Genomic DNA, 18,604 nt, shown 5'->3' with positions numbered 1-18,604 from the left:
CGCGCGTCGGCGGCTTTTATCGAGGCGCTTCCCATGTCCCGGCTGCAATGGCTCCGCCTTCATCGCTATGCCGGCCTGACGATGGCGCTGTTCCTGCTGGTGCAGGCGATGACGGGAGCGCTGCTGCTCCATCGCGGCCCGGTGGAGCGGTTGCTCGATCCGGCGGGCCAGACCAGCCGGGGGCAGGGTCCGGCCGTCAGCGCAGGGCAGGCGATGGCGGCGGCGAACGCGGCTTTCCCGGACGCGCGGGTCACGCGCCTGTTCGCCCCCGATGCGAGCCGCTCGACCTGGTTCGCGCACATGGCCCGCGCGGACGGCGGGGCGGTTTACGCCACGGTCGATCCTGCCGGCGGCGCAGTGTTGCGCGCGGGCGGCCTCTCGCGCTTCCCGCTGGAGGCGGCGCTGCAAATCCATTACCGGCTGCTGTCCGGCCGTGCCGGCATGGCGGTGATCGCCCTCAACGGGCTTGCCCTGCTGCTGATGGCGGGCAGCGGGCTTGCCTATTGGTGGCCCAAACGCAATCCGGCAAAGGCGCTGGCGATCCGCTGGAGCCTGTCGCCCCGGCTGGTGCTGCGGCAGGCGCACCGCACGCTTGGCGTCGTCGCGGCGGCCTTCCTTATCCTGCTGTCCACGACGGGCGTCCTCCTGGTCTTTCCCGATCTTCTCGCCAGCAGCGGCGGGGTCGCACCGGCGGTCACGACAGCTGCTCAGATCGATCGCGGTCTGGCACTGGCGCAGAGCGCCTTTCCCGGCGCTGCGCTGCGCGACATCAGGGTCGGCGGCGACCGGCTGACCGTCAATTTCCACGCGCCCGAACGCAATGCCCGCGCGGTGCATGTCGTCGCCGTGGCGCTGCCCGGCCCGCGCATCCTCATCGCCACGCCGGCGCAGCGCAGCCCGGCGCTCTGGATGCCGCTGCTGCCGATCCACACGGGCGAGTTCCTGGCGCCCGTCGGGCCGCTGCTCTGGCTGCTCGTCGCCCTGTCCCTCGCCGCGCTCGCGATCAGCGGCCCGATCATGTGGTGGCACGCCGCCGCCCAGCGCCGCCGCGCCGCCCGAAAGGCTCCCGCATGACCCTGCTCTACACCTCCGACCCCGCGCGCGGGCAGATCTGGCGCGACATTTTCGCGGGCGAGGCGGCCGACATCGGCTTTATCGCGCCGCCCGAACCCTATGATACCGCCGCGATCCGCTATCTTGCCGCCTGGAGCCCGCCCGCCGACCTGATCGCCAGCCTGCCCAATCTGGAAGTCCTCTTCTCGATCGGCGCGGGGGTCGACCAGTTCGACATGGATAGCCTGCCGCCCCATATCCAGGTCGTGCGGATGATCGAGCCCGGCATCGTCGCGGGCATGGTCGAATATGCGACGCTGGCGGTGCTGGCGCTGCACCGCGACCTCATCCCCTATCGCGCCGCGCAGGCGGAAGAACGCTGGGCGCCGATCAAGCTCGTGCCGGCGGAGCAGCGGCGCGTGGGCGTGATGGGGCTGGGGCAACTGGGCAAGGCGGTGCTCGGCGCGCTTGCCCCCTTCGGCTTCGCGCTGTCGGGCTGGAGCCGCTCGCCGCACGAGGTGGAGGGCGTGACCTGCCACAGCGGGGCCAAGGGGCTGGACGCTTTCCTCGCCGGCTGCGACATCCTCCTGTGCCTCCTTCCCCTTACCCCCGACACGCGCGGCATCCTGTGCCGCGACCTTCTGTCCCGTCTCCCGAGGGGCGCGATGCTCATCAACGCGGCGCGGGGCGGGCATCTGGTGGCGGACGATGTGATCGCGCTGCTGGACGAGGCGCATCTGTCCGCCGCGATGCTCGACGTCACCGATCCCGAGCCGCTGCCGGCCGGCCATCCCTTCTGGAGCCACCCGCGCATCCTTCTCACCCCCCATGTCGCCAGCATGACGCGCGCCGACAGCGCCGGCCGCGCGCTCATCGCCAATATCCGCCGGCATCAGGCGGGCGAACCGATGGACGGGGTCGTCGCGCGGGGCAGGGGTTATTAAAGGCTGAAGCCGAAGCCGATCACCGCGGTGGTCGCCTGCACCGTCTCGCCCTGATCCTTCGCCAGCCGGCGCGTCGCGCCCAGCAGCCGCTCATGCGCGACGCCCACATAGGCGTTGATCTTGGGCTTCAGGCGGTAGCGCAGGCGGACCGACCCCTCCGCCTCGCCAATTCCCGATCGCACGCCCTGGTCGGTCCAGTCGCGCGCCGCCCATCCGGCCGCGACGCGCGGTTCGATATAGAGTTTGTCGGTGATCGGCATGGCGTAGATGACCTGCCCCTCGCCGGTCAGCCGTCCGCGATTGGACAGGAAGACATAGGCTTCCCAGCTTAGCCGCGTGCCGACCGATCCCTGCGCGCCGACGATGGCATGGAAGTCACGCGGCGCCGGGGTGATGTCATGGCGGACCCCCGCCAGCCAGGTGACGTTGCCGTCCGTGCGGCCATAAAAGACGCGAATTTCCGACTGGTCGATCTGCGCGGACAGCGGCCCGCCGCCGGTCGTGACGACCATCAGCTGATCGGTCGCGTCGCCATAGGAAAAGGTCGCGTCCCACAGGAAAATGTCGCCGCCCTTGTCGGCGCGCATTTCGATGAGGTCGAAGCCGCCGCTCAGCGCTGCGCCGCCGTCCGCATCCTGCGCCCGCGCGGGCGAGCCGAGCAGTGCAGCGCAGGCGAGCAGCAGCCGACATGGACCTGAAACGCGCAGCATCGACCCCTTTCCGTTCGCGCCGAACCTAGGGCGGCGCGGGCGGGGCTATCGTGCAAAGCCGCGTCGGCCTTGTGGCGAATATGACGAAATCGGGTCAGGCGGCGGCATGTTATGCCGCGTGGGTCAGAACCAGAACCGGATGCCCATGACCAGGCTGGTCGCCGACGCGCGCTCGCCTTCCGCACGGGCGAGGCGGGCCGTGTCGCCGAACTTTCGTTCCCAGTTCACGCCCACATAGGGCGCGAATTCGCGCGCGATCTCGTAGCGCAGCCGCAGGCCCAGCTCGATGTCGGACAGGCCCGACCCGACGCCGATCTCCGGCACGTCCTGCGCCGCGAGATTGACCTCGACCGCCGGTTGCAGGATCAGCCGCTGGGTGATGCGCTGGTCGTAGCTGCCCTCCAGCCGCAGATGCGCGTCGCCCTTGTGCGACAGGAAAAGCTGCCCTTCGGCCTCGAACCAGTAGGGCGCGAGACCCTCGATCCCGATCGTGGCGTAGGTTCGCTCGGGCTGCGGCCGGAAATCCTGCCGCACGCCGCCGATCATGTTCCACCACGGGTCGATGGCGCGGCTGTAGAGCGCCTGCACCTCCGCGCTTTCGAGCGCGCCGCCGACCACGCCTTCGCCCTCCGACTTGATGGCGAGCCGGTCGATGTCGCCGCCGATCCAGCCTTCGCCCTCCCAATGATAGCTGTCGCGGCCCTTCTGGGCGCGATATTCCAGGCGGTCGACCATCAACTGCGAATAGGCCATGCCCCCATGTTCGCGCGTCATGGCGGACCGGGCGCGGGCCATGACGGCGGGATCGTAGAAGGCGTCGGCGGCATGATCGGCCGGGACGGGCGGGGGCGTGCCCTTTGCTATGGCACTGTCCGCGGCGCCCATCGCATGACCGGCATGGGGATCGGCGGTCGGGGGCGTTTCGCTCTGCGGCATCCCATGCGCGCCATGGCCCATCTGGCTATGGTCCATCGTCTGCGCCTGCGCCGGCAGCGCGACGCCGAGCAGCGCGATCGCCACCACGCGCCTCATGCCGCGCCCCCTTCGTGCCGGACGGTCACGACCCGCATCATCCCGGCATGCATGTGCATCAGCATATGGCAGTGAAACGCCCAGTCGCCGATCGCGTCGGCGGTCAGGTCGAAGCTGACCTTGCCGCCGGGCAGCACATTGACCGTATGTTTGCGCGGATTGGCCGCCGCGTCCTCGCCGGTCACGAGCTGGAAGAAATGGCCGTGGATATGGATGGGGTGGGGCATCATCGTGTCGTTGATCAGGGTGACGCGCACCCGCTCCATATGGCGGAAGGCGATGGGCTCGGCCCCTTCCGACAGCTTCACCCCGTCGAACGACCACATATATCGCTCCATGTTCGCGGTCAGGTGAATGTCGAGCGACCGGGTCGGCGGGCGCGTGTCGCTGTTGGGCTCCAGCGCTTTCAAGTCCGCATAGGTGAGCACGCGATGGTCGACATCCTCCAGGCCCGTGGGCCGGTCGGCGGTGCGGTCGGCGGGCATGGCGGACAGGGTGGCGACGCCCGGCCCCATCGGCACATCGGGCGCGACCGAGGGGTCGAGCATCTTCATGGCATGCCCGCTCATGCTGTCATTGGCGGGCTGGCTCAAATCGATGACACCATTCTGGCCCATGTCCATGCCGCTCATGTCCATGCCCATGTCCTTCATCGTGAGCAGCGGGCGCTGGCGCAGCTCCGGGATCGGCGCGACCATGCCGATCTGCGGCGCGAGCGTCGCGCGGACGAGGCCGGAACGGTCGATCGCCTCCGCGATCAGGCCATAGGGCTTCGCTTCGGGCGGCTGGACGATGACGTCATAGGTTTCGGCGATGCCGATCTGGAACTCGTCGGTCTCGACCGGCTGGACATGCTGGCCATCGCACTGGACGACCGTCATGGGGAGGCCCGGCACCCGCACGTTGAAATTGGTCATGGCGGACGCATTGACGATCCGCAGCCGCACCCGCTCGCCCGGTGCAAACAGGCCGGTCCAGTTTTCGCTCGTGCCATGGCCGTTGACGAGGAAGCTGTAGGTGGAGCCGGTGACGTCGGAAATGTCGGTGGGGTCCATCCGCATCCTGCCCCACTCGATCCGTTCTTTCAGGCTCTGGTCCCTGCCCGCGAGAAGGCCGGCCAGCGTCTGCTTCTGGAAATTATGATAGCCGCCCATCTGCTTGAGGCGCTTCAAGAGAATATGCGGGTGGACCGGCGACCAGTCCGACAGGACGATCACATGCTCGCGATCCGCCTGCACGGGATCGGGGCCGGCGGGGTCGATGACGATCGGGCCATAATGGCCCATCGCCTCCTGCATGCCTGAATGGCTGTGATACCAGTAAGTGCCCGACTGGCGGATGGGAAATTCATAGGTGAAGGTTTCGCCGGGCCGGATGCCGGGAAAGCTGATCCCCGGCACGCCGTCCATCTGGAACGGGACGATCAGGCCATGCCAGTGGATCGACGTATCCTCCTTCAGCCGGTTGGTGACGGCGAGGCGCACGGTCTGCCCTTCCTTCAGGCGGATGAGCGGGGCGGGCAGGGTGCCGTTCACGGTGATGGCATGGGCCGACCGGCCGCCGGTGGCGAAATGGCTTTCCCCCACGGTGAGCGCGATCGTGTCGCCAGACAGCACATCCGGGGTGGGGCGCAGGCCCGCCGATCCGCTGCGCGCCCAGGCGGGACAGGCCTGCGCCAGCGTGAGCGCGGCGGCGCCCTTCATCAGGGCGCGACGATCGAAAGTCAGGGAAGCCATGCCCCCTTTACGCGGCAGGCGGGCTAATCCCTCAATATTTCGTTCAGCTTCGCGCGGGCGCGGTAGAGGCGGGTCTCGATCGCCTTCGGGGTCACGCCCAGCACCGCGCCCGCCTCGATCTGGCTCATCCCCTCGATCGCGCAGAGCAGCAGCGGGTCTTTCAATGTCTCGGGCAAAGCGGCGACGGCGGCGTTGATGCGGGCGAGCGCGCGCGCCGACTCCAGCGCCTCCTCCGGCGTCGCCGCCTCATCGCCTATGTCGGATGCCTCGTCGATCGGCCGCGCCCCGGTGAAGAAGCGCCGCACCGCCCGCCGCCGCGCCCAGTCGCGGCACTTGTTGAGCGCGATCCGCGCGATCCAGACGCGGAAGGGCCGCATTCCGTCATAGCGGGCGAGCGCAGCGAAGGCGGCGACGAACGCCTCCTGCGTCACGTCCAGCGCCTCGTCCGCGTCGCCGACATGGCCGCGCGCGAGCCGATACACCGCGTCGCGATGGCGCTGCATCAGCCCGGCATAGCCTGACTGATCGCCCGCCAATGCGCGGGCGACGAGCGCGCGATCTTCGGGATCGGCGGCGCTCACCGTCAACGCTGGGATTGGTCGGGCTGGGTCAGCGCCTTGACGATGGCGGCGTCGAACCGCGCCGCCTGATCGGGGCGCAGCACGCCGCGCATCGCGAAGATGTGCCGCAGCGTCTCCTTCTGGAGTTCTCCCATGACATGATGCGACCGGTCGACCGCCGCGCCGACCTTCGGGCCATAGCCATGCTCGGCGGCGATGGCGTCCGCCAGCCGCCGGTTGTCGGCGCGCATCTCCGCCTCCAGGGTCGCGCGCCGCTTGGCAAAGGACGTTTCCAACGCATGGATGCGCGCCTCCTGCGCCGGGTCGAGCGTCAGCCGCTCGTGCAGCAGCGCATGGACCTCGCTCTCGACCCTAGGCGCGGGCGTCATCCAGGCGCGCGCCACCAGCACGGCGGCGAGCGCGGCGGCGAAGGCCACCAGCGCCACGAGCAGATAGCGACCCGCGCTCATTGGCCGGCGCTCACTGGCCGAGCAGGCGCGAAGGCGCATAGTCGGACATGCCGATCGGCACGGGCGACGCCTGCGCCGGGGCGGAAGGCAGGACGCTGCCCGCCCAGCCGATGCCGATCGCCAGCAGCCCCGCCAGCGCCAGGCTGCGCCGCGCCGCCACCTGCTCACGCCGCCGCGCGACGCCCGCGATCACCGCGCCGTCGATCTGCGTCAGCCGCGCGTCGGTCGGCATGGCGCGCATCGCGTCCAGCATCGCGTCGAGGTCGCTCATCGTCATCGTCTCCATATTCCCGCACTTGCATACGCGCACCGCGCGCCGATCCCTCGCCAGAAATTATGCGCCGCAGATGAGGGGGCGGGCAAGTCAATGCGTAAAGCCTCTTATCCATGCCTTTCGGAGACTGTCCCATGAAGCGTTCGTTCGTCGCCCTGTTTGCCGCCGCCGCCATCGCCCTGCCGGGCGTCGCCGCCGCGCACAGCAAGCTGCTCTCGTCCAGCCCCGCCGCCAACGCGACCGTCGCCAAGCCGACCAAGCTGACGCTCACCTTCTCCGAAACCTTCCTCGCGCCGATGAGCGGCGTGGACCTCACCATGACCGGGATGCCCGGCATGGCCGATCATCCGCCGATGCAGATCAAGGGCTTCAAGACCAGCGTCGAGGGCAAGACCATGACCGTCACCCTGCCGCGCGCGCTGCCCGCAGGCAGCTACGACCTCAAATGGCACATCGTCGGCGCGGACCAGCACAAGATGGAAGGCGGCTACAGCTTCAAGGTCAAGTAAGCCGACATGGGCGAGGGGGCGCTGATCGCCGCGCGCTTCGCGCTGATGATGGACCTCGCGCTGCTTCTGGGCCTGCCTTTGTTTTGGTGGGTCATGGGCAGGGCGGGGCGGGGGGCGGCCGCTGCCTGGCTGGCGCTCGGCGGGCTGCTCCTGTCCGCCTTCTGGCTGGTCGCCAGCACGGCGGCGATGACCGGCACGTCGGTCTTGGCCCCTGACTGGGCAAGCGTCGCGGTGCTGCTGACGATGACGCCGATCGGCCCGGTGCTGGCGGTGCGCGCCTGCGCCCTGCTGCTCGCGCTCCTGCTGGCGCTGGCCGGGCGCCTGCGGCTCGCGATCGTGCCGTCCGCGCTCGCCGTGGCGACTTTGGCCTGGACCGGCCATGCCGGCGCGACCGAGGGGCTGGCCGGCACGCTCCACCGCGCCGCCGATATCGCGCATGTCTGGGCCGCTTCGGCCTGGATCGGCGCGCTCGCGGCGCTGCTTCACGCGGCGCTGCGACTTCGCCAGGGTCATGATCCCCGCCCCGTCGCGGCCATGCTGGCGCGCTTTGCGCTGATGGGGACGCTGGTGGTGGCGACGCTCGTCGTCAGCGGGGCGGTGAACCTCATCCTGATCACCGGTCTGGTGGAAATGACAAAGCTGCCGGGCAGCCGCTACGGCTGGTTGCTCGCCGCGAAGCTGCTGCTGTTCGCGCTGATGCTCGGCCTAGCCGCCGCCAACCGCTGGCGGCTGACGCCCGCGCTGGAGCGCGGCGGCGACGGCGCGCTTCGCCATCTGCGCTGGTCGCTGCTGGTCGAAACCAGCGCCGCCGTCGCCATCATCGGCCTCGTCGCCTGGCTCGGGACTCTCGATCCGATGGCGTAGCATGGTCGGCGGGGTTCGACTCCGGCTGTTCTGACCTGGCGGGCCGGCGATACCGGGCGCCTGTCGCCTATAGCCCGAGCGCCAGTTGCTCTCCGGCCGCATCCGCCTCTTCCCCCTCCAGATTATGCACCCCCAGCCCCAGCAGCCGCGCGCCCATCCGCAGCGGGAGCTGCGCCAGCAGCAGGTCGCGCCCGACCTGCGCCAGCAAGTCGCGCGACCGCACCGGCGCGGCGAAGCTGCGTGACCGGGTGATGATGCGGAAGTCGGCGAACTTCACCTTCAGCACCACCGTCCGCCCCCAGGCATCGGCCTTCTCGATCCGCCCCCAGAGATTGTCGGCGATCCGGTCGAGCTGTTCCACCAGCGCCGCTTCCTCGGTCAGGTCATCGAAGAAGGTATCCTCCACGCTCACCGACTTGCGCCCCTCGCGCTCGCGCACCGGCCGATCGTCCTGGCCCCGCGCGGCGCGGTAATAATAGTCGGCGGCGCTGCCGAAATGCGCCTGGAGGAAAGCCATGGTCCGCGCGCGCAAATCCGCGCCGGTTTCGATCCCCAGCGCCTGCATCCGTTTCGCCGTCACCGGCCCCACGCCATGGATGCGCCGCACCGGCATCGCCGCGATGAAATCCGCGCCCTCATGCGGCCGCACGACGCAGATGCCGTCGGGCTTGTTCTGGTCCGACGCGAGCTTGGCGATCAGCTTGTTGTAGGAGACGCCGGCCGACGCGGTAAGGCCGGTCTCCGCGCGGATCATCGCCCGGATCTGCCGCGCCACCTCCGTCGCCGACGCGATGCCGGGCTTGTTCACCGTCACGTCCAGATAGGCTTCGTCGAGCGACAATGGCTGGACGATGTCGGTAAAGCGGCTGAAAATCTCCCGCACCTGGCCCGACACGGCGCGATACACCTCGAATCGCGGCCGCACGAAGATGAGGTCCGGGCACAGCCGCCGCGCCCGCCCGCCCGGCATCGCCGACCGCACGCCGAACTTGCGCGCTTCATAGCTGCACGTCGCCACCACCCCGCGCGGCCCGCCCCCGCCCACCGCGATCGGCAGCCCGCGCAGCGACGGATCGTCACGCTGCTCGACCGACGCATAGAAGGCGTCCATGTCGATATGGATGATCTTGCGCACGGGCGAGTCCATGGATGCGCTCTATGCCATGACCCGGAACGAAAGGGAAACGCTGCGGCACCCCGCTCAGGGGAGGACGCGCAAATGCCCGAGCAGCGCCTCCAGATGGGCGCGGCTGATGCGGCTCCACACATTATAGGTGCACGCCTGCCCGCCGACGCGCAGATAGGCGACCGACTCCATCCCGTTGCCCTCGGGATTCCCGGTCGGATAGGGCTGCGCCCCCGACAGTCCGTAGCCCGCAAAGCTGGGTGCGGGCAGCGTGTCTATCTCCATCCGATAGGGCCATTGCTTCGCCAGCCGCGCCCGCTGCGCCTCGGCTGGCGCGCGATCCTGCGGCAGCACGCCCGGCCCGGCAAAGCCGTAGGCGCTACGCCGTCCCGGCAGATCGAAGGCAACGCCCCATCCGCCGCTGAACTCGGCCCGTCGCGCGGCACCGTCCGCGCCGGCGTCCGACACCAGCGCCAGCGGAGCGCAGCCCACCTTGGCTTTTGCCTTGGCCCACTCGGCGCGGGCGATGCTTTCCCCGACAAGCATAGGTCGGGGCAGCGGGGCGACAGGCGGCGACGACGGTTGCGCGACATGTGCGCCGGTCTCCGACGTCTTGCCAGCCTTCCCGGCCTCGACCGCGCGCTCTTGGGCCGGTGGCGGCGAGTTGCCACCGTCACATCCCGCCACTAGCGCCGCAATGGCCATCATCATCGTCATCGACCGCATCCGGCATCGACGCCGGAGCCGCCGATCGGGTTCCCTCACCCCTTCCCCTTCAGTCCCAGCAGCGCGGCGAACGGGCTGGCCTGTTCCTCGCTCAGCACGCCCGCCGCCTTCAGCACCGCGTCCGCGTCCGGCGACCGGGGGTAGGGGGTCATCGCCAGCGCCATCGTCTCGGCCACCGCCTCGCCCATGTCGATCGCCTGCCCGTCATAGCCGATCGTGTCGACATCCTCCGCGTCCAGCTCCAGTTCTTCGCCCTCGGCCGCTTCGCTCTCGACCACGAACCGCAGGGAAAAATCAGTGTCTACCGTCTCGGGCACCGGCTCGCCGCTCGCGATGCAGGGCTGGGCCAGCGCCGCGCGCACGCGCCCGCGCGCCACGATTGCGCCGGCCTCCTCGTTCAGCGCATAGTCCGCCTCCAGCCGGTCGAGCGCCAAAAGCCCGAACCGCTTCGCCAGCGCGGCCCGCTCCGCGTCGCTGGCCTCGATATGCGTCTCCCCCGTCAGGCGCTTCACCTGATCGGCCCGCACCACGCGCGAAAATTCCGGCGTCCCGCTCATCCGAGGTCTCCCGCCAGCAGCGCCTCGCGCGTCATACAGCCGATCCGCACCCAGCGCGCCCGCAGCGCGCCCTCGACATGCGCCACCGCCTGCGCCGGCACATCGGCCCCGCGATAGAGGTTGCGCCGCAGCACCCTGTCCAGCGCATCGTCACCGCTGAGCGCCGCGCGATAGGCGCTGATCCGCCCGCCCAGCGCGCTGATCATCCGCCCGACATGCTTGCCCACGACCACGTCGCCAATCCCCTCCTGCCGCAACTGCCCGTCCATATCGTCGACGAACAACTCGGTCAGCCAGACGCTCTCCTGAGCGGCGCCCAGTTGCTCCAGCCGTATCAGCGCCTGCGCCAGCACAGCGACGATCATGTCGAACCGCCCGTCCAGCGTATCGGGCACCTGCCCGTCCAGATACCAGTGCGGCTGCCGCCCCTCGGCGACCACGGCGCGGTAGAGCGGCAGCAAGCCTTCGCGCGGATCGCTCCGGCCCAAAAGGCGATTCAGAAAGGAAGAGGCAGGCATGATGAGGCGCTTCTGTTGAAAAGGGGGATGTTCGCGCCCCTTGCCGGGGGCCGCGCATTTCCATATTGATCGCTGCGTCGCCCAATGCAACAGCGGCGTCTTGAGATTAAAGCGTATCGCGGGCGCGCCCCCGCAGGAGATATACATGCCCCAGTTCAGCCGCCATGACCGCCGCGGGCGCGTGATGATCGCGATCGGCTTGGCCACGCTGCTGGTGGGCACCTCCGCCTGCACCCGCATCCGCACGCATCAGGGCTATCAGGTCGACAAGCTGCTGGTGGATTCGGTGCAGCCCGGCATCGACAATCGCGCTTCGGTGGAAGGGACGCTAGGCCGTCCCAGCTTCGTGTCGCAATTCGGCCAGCAGGACTGGTATTATGTCTCGCGCAACATGCGTCAGCTTGCCTTCGCCAATCCCAAGCCGGTCGACCAGACCGTGCTGCGTGTCCGTTTCGATCCCGCCGGCAATGTCGTCGCGGTCGATCGCATGGGGCTGGAGCAGGTCGCGCGCATCTCGCCCGCCGGCGACAAGACGCCGACGCTTGGCCGCCACCGCAGCCTGTTCGACGAGATCTTCGGCAATATCGGCGCGGTCGGCGCGGGCGGCATGGGCGGCGGCAATGCCGGCCCCAATGGCGGCGGCCCGAACGGCAGCTAAGGGGCAAATCATCCTCCTCTTACAGCGGAGGATCGACACCACTCAGCCTGATCAAACGCCTAATCCACGCCCCCACGCCGCCGCTCGATCCGATGCGTCATCGTATCGAGCAGCCACAGCGCGAGTTCGATCACCCCGTCGGGCACATCCTTCATCAACGCTTCGCGCATCGTCTCCAGCCTTTCCTCGATCCGCCCGGCAAGCGCGCTACCCGTCGGCGTCAGCGCGACGATCTTGGCCCGCCCATCATCGGGGTGCGGACTGCGCTCCACCAGCCCCGCCGCTTGCAGCCGGTCGATCGTCCGCACCAGAGAGGGCGGGGCGATGCCGATCGCCTCGGCCAGTTCCGCCTGCGTCGGATCCGGCCCCAGCCGATCGATGGTGACGAGGCACCATCCGGCGCTGTCGGACACGCCCATCTCGGCCAGCGCCGCGTCCGCCATCACGCGCCATCCGCGCGCGACACCCTGCACCGCAGGCACCAACGCGCGCCGCATTTCGGCCAAGTCCTTATCCATTCCGCCAACCTGCATATAATGTTCCCCGGCGAACGCCGGGGCCCAGGGTGCGAGGCGCTGCCCATGGACTAACGCCCCACCTCAACCATTAGTTAGCTACCTAAAGGAAAAAACGCACCCGCGTATAGCTGTACAACTCGCTGTACAAATCACCGAAAAGGGGCGCTCCGGTCCTCCCGAAGCGCCCCTTTTTCCAAGCCCGAAAGCCGGCCGGCGTCAGGCCCGCCGCGTCCCCGAAAAGGCCGACGCCCCGAACGCGCCGAGCTGCATCGTGCCGCTGATGCTGTCGCCTGAAACCTCGGCCTCGCACTCCAGCGTCATCGGCATCGGCATGGTCATTTCCATTTTCCATGTGAGCTTGCTCCCCGCGACCTGCCCGTCGACCACATCGAGCGATCCCATCATCCCGGCGAACGTGCCGTTGAAGCGGTCGCCGCTGCTGATGACGGTGAATACGCCCTTCTGGTCGCCCATCGGCGTCTTGGCCACGCAATCATAAGCGCCATCCACGCTAGTCATCTCAATTCTCCCAAAAAATAGTCCGTTCGTGCTGAGTAGGGGCTGAGCGAAGTCGAAGACCCGTATCGAAGCATTTGTGCCAAGGCCGGGGCCTTCGACACGCCATTTCGACTTCGCTCAATGGCTACTCAGGACGAACGGAGAAATGTTGATTTACCGCCGCACGTTCTAATCAGCCAATGTGCCCGTTTCCACCGGCAGCCCCACCGCGTCAAGCTGCGGCCGCACCAGCTTGGCATCGCCCACCACGACCCAGATCAGCCGGTCGGGATTGATCGCCTCGCGCGCCGCCTTGTCGAAATCGGCGGCGGTCATCGCGCGGTAGGTCTTGGGCAGCGTCTCATAATAATCGTCGGGCCGGCCGATCAGGTCGTTCCGCATCATCGCCGTCAACAGTTCCGACGACGTTTCGAAACTGCCCGGCAGCGAAAGAATCTGGCTGTTGATCGTCTGGTTGCGCTCGACCTCGGTGGTGCCCTTGGTCGTCAGATACTCGCTCATATCCTTGCGGACCGCGACGATGGACTCGCCTGTCTTGTCGGTCTGGACCGGGGCATAGACCAGCAGCGGGATCGTATCCTTGACCCCCGACAGCACCGTGCCCACGCCATAGGCCCAGCCCTTGGTCTCGCGCAGGTCCATCCACAGCCGCGAGGAGGTGGAACCGCCCAGCACTTCGTTGGCGGTCTGGAGCGTCACCGGATTGTCGGTGCCCTTCTTGTCGGTCAGCAGCCCGGCCAGAATCATCGATTGCGGACTTTGCGGCTTGTCGATCAGCACGATGCGCGCCGGCCGCATCATCTTGTCCATGCGGAACGCCTTGACCCCCTTGGCCGCCGCCGGCGCCTTCCAGTCGCCGAAGCGCTTTTCGAGCAGCGGCATCAGTTCGGCCAGCGTCGTGTCGCCCGCTGCGAAGATGGTAGCGTTGTCGGGCCGCAGCCACTTGTCGTGGAAGCCGGTCAGGTCCGCCCGCGTCACGGCCTTGACCCCGGTCTCGGTGCCGGAGCCGGTGAAGGGGATGCCGTAGGGATGCGCCTGTCCATAGAGCAGGGGCGGCAGCATCCGCTGCGCGATCGCCATCGGCTCGGTCTTCTCGGCCTTGATCCGGGTGAGTATCTGCCCGCGCAGCCGTTCCACTTCCTCGGGCTTGAACGCGGGGTTGCGGATCACGTCCGCCAGCAGGCCGAGCGACGCATCCAGATTGGGCTTGAGCGCGAACAGGCCCACCGAGGTGCGGTCCATGCTGTTGGCCGCGCTGATCGTCGCGCCCAGCCGTTCCTGCTCTTCGGCGATCTGCTTGCCGGTGCGGGTCGTCGTGCCTTCATCGAGCAGCGCGGTCGTCAGCCCCGCCGTGCCCAGTTTCGCCTTGTCGTCCGCCGCATTGCCCGCGTCGAAGCCGACAGAGACGCGCACGGTCGGCACGGCGGTGCGCCGCGCGAACACGACCTTGATCCCGTTCTTCAGCGTCGCCCGCTCGACATCGGGGAAGTCCAGATCCTTGACCGGCTCGATCGGCGGCTCGGCGATCTTGGTCGGGGCGGGGGGGCTGCCCGCGGCCGGAGCCGGGGCGCCGGGCTGCTGGAAATAGGCGGGATGATGGGTCGCCTCGCCGCCCTTCGCATTGCCCGCCAGCGCATTGTCCGCCGCGCTCCGCTCGCCCGGCGACACCGTCAGCCGCAGCACCGGCCGTCCCAGCCACTTTCGCGCCGCCGCGCTGACCGACTCAGGCGTTGCGGCGGCATAGATGGCGAGATCCTTCTTATATTTCTCGGGATCGTTGGAATAGACCGCGCCCTCGGCCAGCGTCACCGCCTTGCCCGAAAAGCCGCCGACCTTCTCCAGCCCGGATATGGTGCCCGACGCTTGCTGCGTGGCGGCGCGCAGCACCTCGTCGGCGGTCGGTCCCTTGGCGAGATAATCGGCCAGCAGCTGGTCCAGCCGCTTGCCCACCGCCACCGCGTCCACGCCCGGCTTCACATCGACCGTAATCTCGACCATGCCCAGCTTCTCGAACGGCTGGACGCTGGCCTTGGCCGCCACCGCCACCTTTTCGTCGCGCACCAGGATATTGTCGAGCCGCGAGGAAGCGAGGCCGCCGAAGATCGACAGCGCCAGGTCGAGCTGCGGCAGCTCGGGCGAATTCAGCCCCGGTACGATCCAGTTGCGATAGAGACGGGTGGCCGCGACATTGTCGTGCATCGTCACCTCGGCGTCCTTCGCCAGCGTCGGCACGGTCGCATCGACATCCTGCGGCGCGGGACCGGCGGGAATATTGCCGAACCACTTCTCGACCTTGGCCTTGGCGCTCGCCACGTCGATGTCCCCGGCCAGCACCAGCACGGCGTTGTTGGGGCCGTAATGGGTCTTGAACCAGCTCTGCACGTCGGTCAGGCTGGCGGCATTCAGGTCCGCCATCGACCCGATGGTCGAGTGGCGATAGGGATGCCCCTCGGGCAGCAGCGCGGCGAGCTGGGCATATTCGACCAGGCCATAGGGCTCATTCTCGCCCATCCGCTTCTCGTTCTGCACGACCCCGCGCTGGGTATCGAGCTTCACCTGGGTCACCGCGCCCAGCAGATGCCCCATGCGGTCGCTTTCAAGGAACAGCGCCCGGTCGAGCGCGCCGGTCGGCACCGTCTCGAAATAGTTGGTGCGGTCGAACCAGGTCGTCCCGTTCCAGTCGGTCGCGCCGATATCCTCCAGCCGCCCGAAGAAAGGCCCGTCGGCATTTTCCGAACCATAGAACATCAGATGTTCGAACAGATGGGCAAAGCCGGTCTTGCCCGCCGGCTCGTGCCGCGACCCGACATGATACCAGATCGACACGCCCACGATCGGCGCCTTGCGGTCGGTATGGACGATGACGCGCAGCCCGTTCGCCAGCCGGAACTCCTCATAGGGGATGTCCACCTTCGATACGAGGCTGGACAGCGGCGCGGGCGCGGCGGTGGCGGTCGCGCTCTGCGCCAGGGCATGGGCGGGCGTCAGGGCGAGGGCGGACAGCCCGGCCATCAAAGTCAGGCGGCGCGAGGAGCGGGACAGGATCATGACAGGGCCTTCTGCGAAAAAGCGTGTGGACCAACGGCACGGACGCGCCGCAACTGCCCGCACCATAGCGGGGCGTGGTAGCGGCGCAATACGCTTCGATGGGCCACCGCGCCGTCCCGCGCGATAATCTTGTCGCAACCCTTGTGTTGTTTTTCGGCAACACTACATCTCGCCCAGAAAGTGAGAGTGGGACCGCCATGAACCTCGAGAAATTCACCGATCGCGCCAAGGGCTTCCTCCAGTCGGCGCAGACCGTCGCCATCCGCATGAGCCATCAGCGGATCGGCCCGGAGCATTTGCTGAAGGCACTGCTGGAGGATGAACAGGGCATGGCGTCCGGCCTCATCAAGGCGGCTGGCGGAAACGCGTCCACGGCGCTGCGCGAAACCGACGCAGCGCTCGCCAAGGTGCCGTCTGTCTCGGGCAGCGGCGCGCAGCAGACGCCTGGCCTCGACAATGACGCTGTGCGCGTGCTCGATACCGCCGAGCAGGTCGCGCAGAAGGCGGGCGACAGCTTCGTGACGGTGGAACGACTGCTGCTCGCCCTGACCCTCGCCACCACCACCGCCGCGGGCAAGGCGCTCGCCGCCGCCGGGGTGAAGCCCGATGCGCTCAACGCCGCCATCAACCAGCTGCGCGGCGGCCGCACCGCCGACACGGCGGGCGCGGAGGATCGCTACGACGCGCTCAAGAAATTCGCCCGCGACCTGACCGAAGCGGCGCGCGCGGGTAAGCTCGATCCGGTCATCGGCCGCGACGAGGAAATCCGTCGCACCATCCAGATCCTCGCCCGCCGGACCAAAAACAACCCCGTCCTCATCGGCGAACCTGGCGTCGGCAAGACCGCCATTGCCGAGGGGCTCGCGCTCCGCATCGCCAATGGCGACGTGCCCGACACGCTCAAGGATCGCACCTTGATGGCGCTCGACATGGGCTCGCTCATCGCTGGCGCCAAATATCGCGGCGAGTTCGAGGAGCGGCTGAAGGGCGTGCTCGACGAAGTGAAGGGCGCCGAAGGGCAGATCATCCTCTTCATCGACGAGATGCACACGCTGATCGGCGCGGGCAAGTCCGAAGGCGCGATGGATGCCGGCAACCTGCTCAAGCCCGCCCTGGCACGCGGCGAGCTGCACTGCATCGGCGCGACCACGCTGGACGAATATCGCAAATATGTGGAGAAAGATCCCGCGCTCCAGCGACGGTTCCAGCCCGTCTTCGTCGGCGAACCCACGGTCGAGGACACGATCTCGATCCTGCGCGGCATCAAGGACAAATATGAGACGCACCACGGCGTCCGCATCGCCGATAGCGCGATCGTCTCTGCCGCGACCCTCTCCAACCGCTACATCACCGATCGTTTCCTGCCCGACAAGGCGATCGACCTGATGGACGAGGCCGCCTCGCGCATTCGCATGGAGGTGGAGAGCAAGCCCGAGGAGATCGAGACTCTCGACCGCCGCATCATGCAGCTCCAGATCGAGCGCGAGGCGCTGAAGAAGGAAAGCGATCAGGCGTCGAAGGACCGGCTCGCCGCGCTCGAAGCCGACCTCGCCAATCTGGAGCAGCAGTCGGCCGAACTCACCCAGCGCTGGCAGGCGGAAAAGGACAAGATTGCCGGCGAAGCCAGGCTAAAGGAACAGCTCGACGCCGCGCGCGTCGCGCTGGAGCAGGCGCAGCGCTCGGGCGAATATGCCAAGGCGGGCGAGCTGCAATATGGCACCATCCCGACGCTGGAAAAGCAGCTGGAGGAAGCGCAGTCCGCTTCCAAGGGTGCGATGTTGCGCGAGGAGGTGACGCCGGAAGACATCGCCGCCGTCGTCAGCCGCTGGACCGGCATCCCGGTCGACCGGATGCTGGAGGGCGAGCGCGAGAAGCTGCTCAATATGGAAGCCGAACTCGGCAAGCGCGTCATCGGTCAGGCCGATGCGGTCAAGGCCGTATCGACCGCCGTCCGCCGGTCCCGCGCCGGGCTGCAAGACCCCAACCGCCCGCTTGGTTCCTTCCTGTTCCTGGGGCCGACGGGCGTCGGCAAGACGGAGCTAACCAAGGCGCTCGCTGGCTTCCTGTTCGATGACGACAGCGCGATGGTCCGCATCGACATGAGCGAGTTCATGGAGAAGCATTCGGTCGCCCGCCTGATCGGCGCGCCGCCGGGCTATGTCGGCTATGAGGAAGGCGGGGTGCTGACCGAGGCCGTCCGCCGCCGCCCCTATCAGGTCGTCCTGTTCGACGAGGTCGAAAAGGCGCACGGCGACGTGTTCAACATCCTGCTTCAGGTGCTGGACGACGGCCGCCTGACCGACGGACAGGGGCGCACAGTCGATTTCACCAACACGATCATCGTGCTCACCTCCAACCTTGGCAGCCAATTTATCGCGTCGCTGGGCGACGATGATCCGGTGGAAAAGGTCGAGGATCAGGTGATGGACGTGGTCCGCGCCCATTTCCGGCCTGAATTCCTGAACCGGCTGGACGAGATCATCCTGTTCCACCGCTTGGGGAGCAGCCACATGGCCCCGATCGTCGACATTCAGGTCGCGCGCATCGGCAAGCTGCTCAAGGACCGCAAGATCAGCCTGGACCTGACCGACGGCGCGCGGGCGTGGCTGGGCCGCGTGGGTTATGACCCGGTCTATGGCGCGCGACCCCTGAAGCGCGCGGTCCAGCGCTACCTGCAAGACCCCCTCGCCGACCTCATCCTGCGCGGCGAAGTGCCCGACGGGGCAACGGTGCGGGTCGAGGATGGCGATGGCGCTTTACGGCTGGAGGTGGCGTGACAGCT

General features: G+C 68.1%; 19 protein-coding genes. 6 read left to right on the top strand and 13 right to left on the bottom strand.

What is annotated here, in order from left to right; genetic code table 11:
• Positions 1–33 precede the first annotated feature (33 nt).
• Both ACETPF_RS11610 and ACETPF_RS11605 read left to right on the top strand, forming a co-directional pair.
• On the top strand, positions 34–1,074 hold the full coding sequence (locus ACETPF_RS11610) for a PepSY-associated TM helix domain-containing protein (RefSeq protein WP_373934637.1): 1,041 nt from the start codon (positions 34–36) through the stop codon (positions 1,072–1,074).
• Positions 1,071–1,997, top strand: coding sequence for a 2-hydroxyacid dehydrogenase (locus tag ACETPF_RS11605; protein ID WP_373934636.1), 927 nt, complete (start codon positions 1,071–1,073; stop codon positions 1,995–1,997). The genes ACETPF_RS11610 and ACETPF_RS11605 overlap by 4 nt, the downstream gene beginning before the upstream one ends.
• On the opposite strand, the gene ACETPF_RS11600 is transcribed toward ACETPF_RS11605, so the two are convergent.
• From ACETPF_RS11600 to ACETPF_RS11575, 6 genes are all read right to left on the bottom strand, one after another.
• A complete protein-coding gene (locus tag ACETPF_RS11600; protein ID WP_373934635.1) occupies positions 1,994–2,707 on the bottom strand; it encodes a copper resistance protein B in 714 nt (237 codons plus the stop codon). The two genes, ACETPF_RS11605 and ACETPF_RS11600, sit on opposite strands and share 4 nt — an antisense overlap.
• Positions 2,708–2,830: 123 nt before the next feature.
• Positions 2,831–3,739 carry a copper resistance protein B gene (locus tag ACETPF_RS11595; RefSeq protein WP_373934633.1) on the bottom strand — a complete coding sequence of 303 codons (909 nt, stop codon included), beginning with the start codon at positions 3,737–3,739 and terminating at the stop codon, positions 2,831–2,833.
• Positions 3,736–5,475 carry a copper resistance system multicopper oxidase gene (locus ACETPF_RS11590; protein WP_373934632.1) on the bottom strand — a complete coding sequence of 580 codons (1,740 nt, stop codon included), beginning with the start codon at positions 5,473–5,475 and terminating at the stop codon, positions 3,736–3,738. The genes ACETPF_RS11595 and ACETPF_RS11590 overlap by 4 nt, the downstream gene beginning before the upstream one ends.
• A gap of 23 nt (positions 5,476–5,498) precedes the next feature.
• Entirely contained in the window at positions 5,499–6,056 is a 558-nt protein-coding gene (locus ACETPF_RS11585) for an RNA polymerase sigma factor (RefSeq protein ID WP_373934631.1), read from the bottom strand.
• Between the two features lie 2 nt (positions 6,057–6,058).
• Positions 6,059–6,505: a periplasmic heavy metal sensor gene (locus ACETPF_RS11580; RefSeq protein WP_373934630.1), complete on the bottom strand. Its 447-nt coding sequence runs from the start codon at positions 6,503–6,505 to the stop codon at positions 6,059–6,061.
• Positions 6,506–6,515: 10 nt separating this feature from the next.
• Positions 6,516–6,776: a hypothetical protein gene (locus tag ACETPF_RS11575; RefSeq protein WP_373934628.1), complete on the bottom strand. Its 261-nt coding sequence runs from the start codon at positions 6,774–6,776 to the stop codon at positions 6,516–6,518.
• Positions 6,777–6,913: 137 nt separating this feature from the next.
• Between ACETPF_RS11575 and copC the strand changes: the two genes are divergently transcribed.
• Together copC and copD are read left to right on the top strand one after the other, a co-directional pair.
• Positions 6,914–7,288, top strand: coding sequence for a copper homeostasis periplasmic binding protein CopC (copC, locus tag ACETPF_RS11570; protein WP_373934627.1), 375 nt, complete (start codon positions 6,914–6,916; stop codon positions 7,286–7,288).
• Positions 7,289–7,294: 6 nt separating this feature from the next.
• Positions 7,295–8,152: a copper homeostasis membrane protein CopD gene (copD, locus tag ACETPF_RS11565; RefSeq protein ID WP_373934626.1), complete on the top strand. Its 858-nt coding sequence runs from the start codon at positions 7,295–7,297 to the stop codon at positions 8,150–8,152.
• Positions 8,153–8,219: 67 nt separating this feature from the next.
• Here copD and dinB read toward each other — a convergent pair whose 3' ends face one another.
• From dinB to ACETPF_RS11545, 4 genes are read right to left on the bottom strand one after another with little or no spacing between them, the layout of a single operon-like run.
• Entirely contained in the window at positions 8,220–9,299 is a 1,080-nt protein-coding gene (gene dinB, locus ACETPF_RS11560) for a DNA polymerase IV (protein WP_373934625.1), read from the bottom strand.
• A gap of 54 nt (positions 9,300–9,353) precedes the next feature.
• A complete protein-coding gene (locus ACETPF_RS11555; protein ID WP_373934624.1) occupies positions 9,354–9,995 on the bottom strand; it encodes a hypothetical protein in 642 nt (213 codons plus the stop codon).
• 44 nt (positions 9,996–10,039) lie between these two features.
• On the bottom strand, positions 10,040–10,561 hold the full coding sequence (locus ACETPF_RS11550) for a DUF177 domain-containing protein (RefSeq protein WP_373934622.1): 522 nt from the start codon (positions 10,559–10,561) through the stop codon (positions 10,040–10,042).
• Complete coding sequence (locus tag ACETPF_RS11545; RefSeq protein WP_373934621.1) at positions 10,558–11,079, bottom strand: ubiquinol-cytochrome C chaperone family protein; 522 nt, start codon at positions 11,077–11,079, stop codon at positions 10,558–10,560. Before ACETPF_RS11545 ends, ACETPF_RS11550 begins: the two co-directional genes overlap by 4 nt.
• A gap of 145 nt (positions 11,080–11,224) precedes the next feature.
• On the opposite strand from ACETPF_RS11545, the gene ACETPF_RS11540 reads away from it, so the two are divergent.
• Positions 11,225–11,737, top strand: a complete 513-nt coding sequence (locus tag ACETPF_RS11540) for an outer membrane protein assembly factor BamE (protein ID WP_373934620.1) — start codon at positions 11,225–11,227, stop codon at positions 11,735–11,737.
• Positions 11,738–11,796: 59 nt separating this feature from the next.
• On the opposite strand, the gene ACETPF_RS11535 is transcribed toward ACETPF_RS11540, so the two are convergent.
• The 3 genes from ACETPF_RS11535 to ACETPF_RS11525 all read right to left on the bottom strand — a co-directional run bounded on the left by ACETPF_RS11535 (position 11,797) and on the right by ACETPF_RS11525 (position 15,822).
• Entirely contained in the window at positions 11,797–12,255 is a 459-nt protein-coding gene (locus tag ACETPF_RS11535; protein WP_373934619.1) for a MarR family winged helix-turn-helix transcriptional regulator, read from the bottom strand.
• A 216-nt stretch (positions 12,256–12,471) separates the two neighbouring features.
• Positions 12,472–12,774: a hypothetical protein gene (locus tag ACETPF_RS11530; RefSeq protein WP_373934618.1), complete on the bottom strand. Its 303-nt coding sequence runs from the start codon at positions 12,772–12,774 to the stop codon at positions 12,472–12,474.
• 168 nt (positions 12,775–12,942) lie between these two features.
• The gene (locus tag ACETPF_RS11525) at positions 12,943–15,822 is read right to left on the bottom strand and encodes a M16 family metallopeptidase (RefSeq protein ID WP_373934617.1); all 2,880 of its coding nucleotides are present in this window, start codon (positions 15,820–15,822) and stop codon (positions 12,943–12,945) included.
• A 197-nt stretch (positions 15,823–16,019) separates the two neighbouring features.
• Between ACETPF_RS11525 and clpB the strand changes: the two genes are divergently transcribed.
• Positions 16,020–18,599, top strand: coding sequence for an ATP-dependent chaperone ClpB (clpB, locus tag ACETPF_RS11520; protein ID WP_373934616.1), 2,580 nt, complete (start codon positions 16,020–16,022; stop codon positions 18,597–18,599).
• Positions 18,600–18,604 lie beyond the last annotated feature (5 nt).

It is taken from the genome of Sphingobium agrisoli, from assembly GCF_041877245.1.
Classification (GTDB): Bacteria; Pseudomonadota; Alphaproteobacteria; order Sphingomonadales; family Sphingomonadaceae; genus Sphingobium.
This window is presented reverse-complemented; position numbering and strand designations above follow the sequence as displayed.

Coding starts and splice junctions, on each gene's coding strand:
- ACETPF_RS11610 (WP_373934637.1), top strand. CDS start 34: ATGTCCCGGCTGCAATGGCTCCGCCTTCATCGCTATGCCGGCCTGACG.
- ACETPF_RS11605 (WP_373934636.1), top strand. CDS start 1,071: ATGACCCTGCTCTACACCTCCGACCCCGCGCGCGGGCAGATCTGGCGC.
- ACETPF_RS11600 (WP_373934635.1), bottom strand. CDS start 2,707: ATGCTGCGCGTTTCAGGTCCATGTCGGCTGCTGCTCGCCTGCGCTGCA.
- ACETPF_RS11595 (WP_373934633.1), bottom strand. CDS start 3,739: ATGAGGCGCGTGGTGGCGATCGCGCTGCTCGGCGTCGCGCTGCCGGCG.
- ACETPF_RS11590 (WP_373934632.1), bottom strand. CDS start 5,475: ATGGCTTCCCTGACTTTCGATCGTCGCGCCCTGATGAAGGGCGCCGCC.
- ACETPF_RS11580 (WP_373934630.1), bottom strand. CDS start 6,505: ATGAGCGCGGGTCGCTATCTGCTCGTGGCGCTGGTGGCCTTCGCCGCC.
- ACETPF_RS11575 (WP_373934628.1), bottom strand. CDS start 6,776: ATGAGCGACCTCGACGCGATGCTGGACGCGATGCGCGCCATGCCGACC.
- copC (WP_373934627.1), top strand. CDS start 6,914: ATGAAGCGTTCGTTCGTCGCCCTGTTTGCCGCCGCCGCCATCGCCCTG.
- copD (WP_373934626.1), top strand. CDS start 7,295: ATGGGCGAGGGGGCGCTGATCGCCGCGCGCTTCGCGCTGATGATGGAC.
- dinB (WP_373934625.1), bottom strand. CDS start 9,299: ATGGACTCGCCCGTGCGCAAGATCATCCATATCGACATGGACGCCTTC.
- ACETPF_RS11555 (WP_373934624.1), bottom strand. CDS start 9,995: ATGACGATGATGATGGCCATTGCGGCGCTAGTGGCGGGATGTGACGGT.
- ACETPF_RS11550 (WP_373934622.1), bottom strand. CDS start 10,561: ATGAGCGGGACGCCGGAATTTTCGCGCGTGGTGCGGGCCGATCAGGTG.
- ACETPF_RS11545 (WP_373934621.1), bottom strand. CDS start 11,079: ATGCCTGCCTCTTCCTTTCTGAATCGCCTTTTGGGCCGGAGCGATCCG.
- ACETPF_RS11540 (WP_373934620.1), top strand. CDS start 11,225: ATGCCCCAGTTCAGCCGCCATGACCGCCGCGGGCGCGTGATGATCGCG.
- ACETPF_RS11535 (WP_373934619.1), bottom strand. CDS start 12,255: ATGGATAAGGACTTGGCCGAAATGCGGCGCGCGTTGGTGCCTGCGGTG.
- ACETPF_RS11530 (WP_373934618.1), bottom strand. CDS start 12,774: ATGACTAGCGTGGATGGCGCTTATGATTGCGTGGCCAAGACGCCGATG.
- ACETPF_RS11525 (WP_373934617.1), bottom strand. CDS start 15,822: ATGATCCTGTCCCGCTCCTCGCGCCGCCTGACTTTGATGGCCGGGCTG.
- clpB (WP_373934616.1), top strand. CDS start 16,020: ATGAACCTCGAGAAATTCACCGATCGCGCCAAGGGCTTCCTCCAGTCG.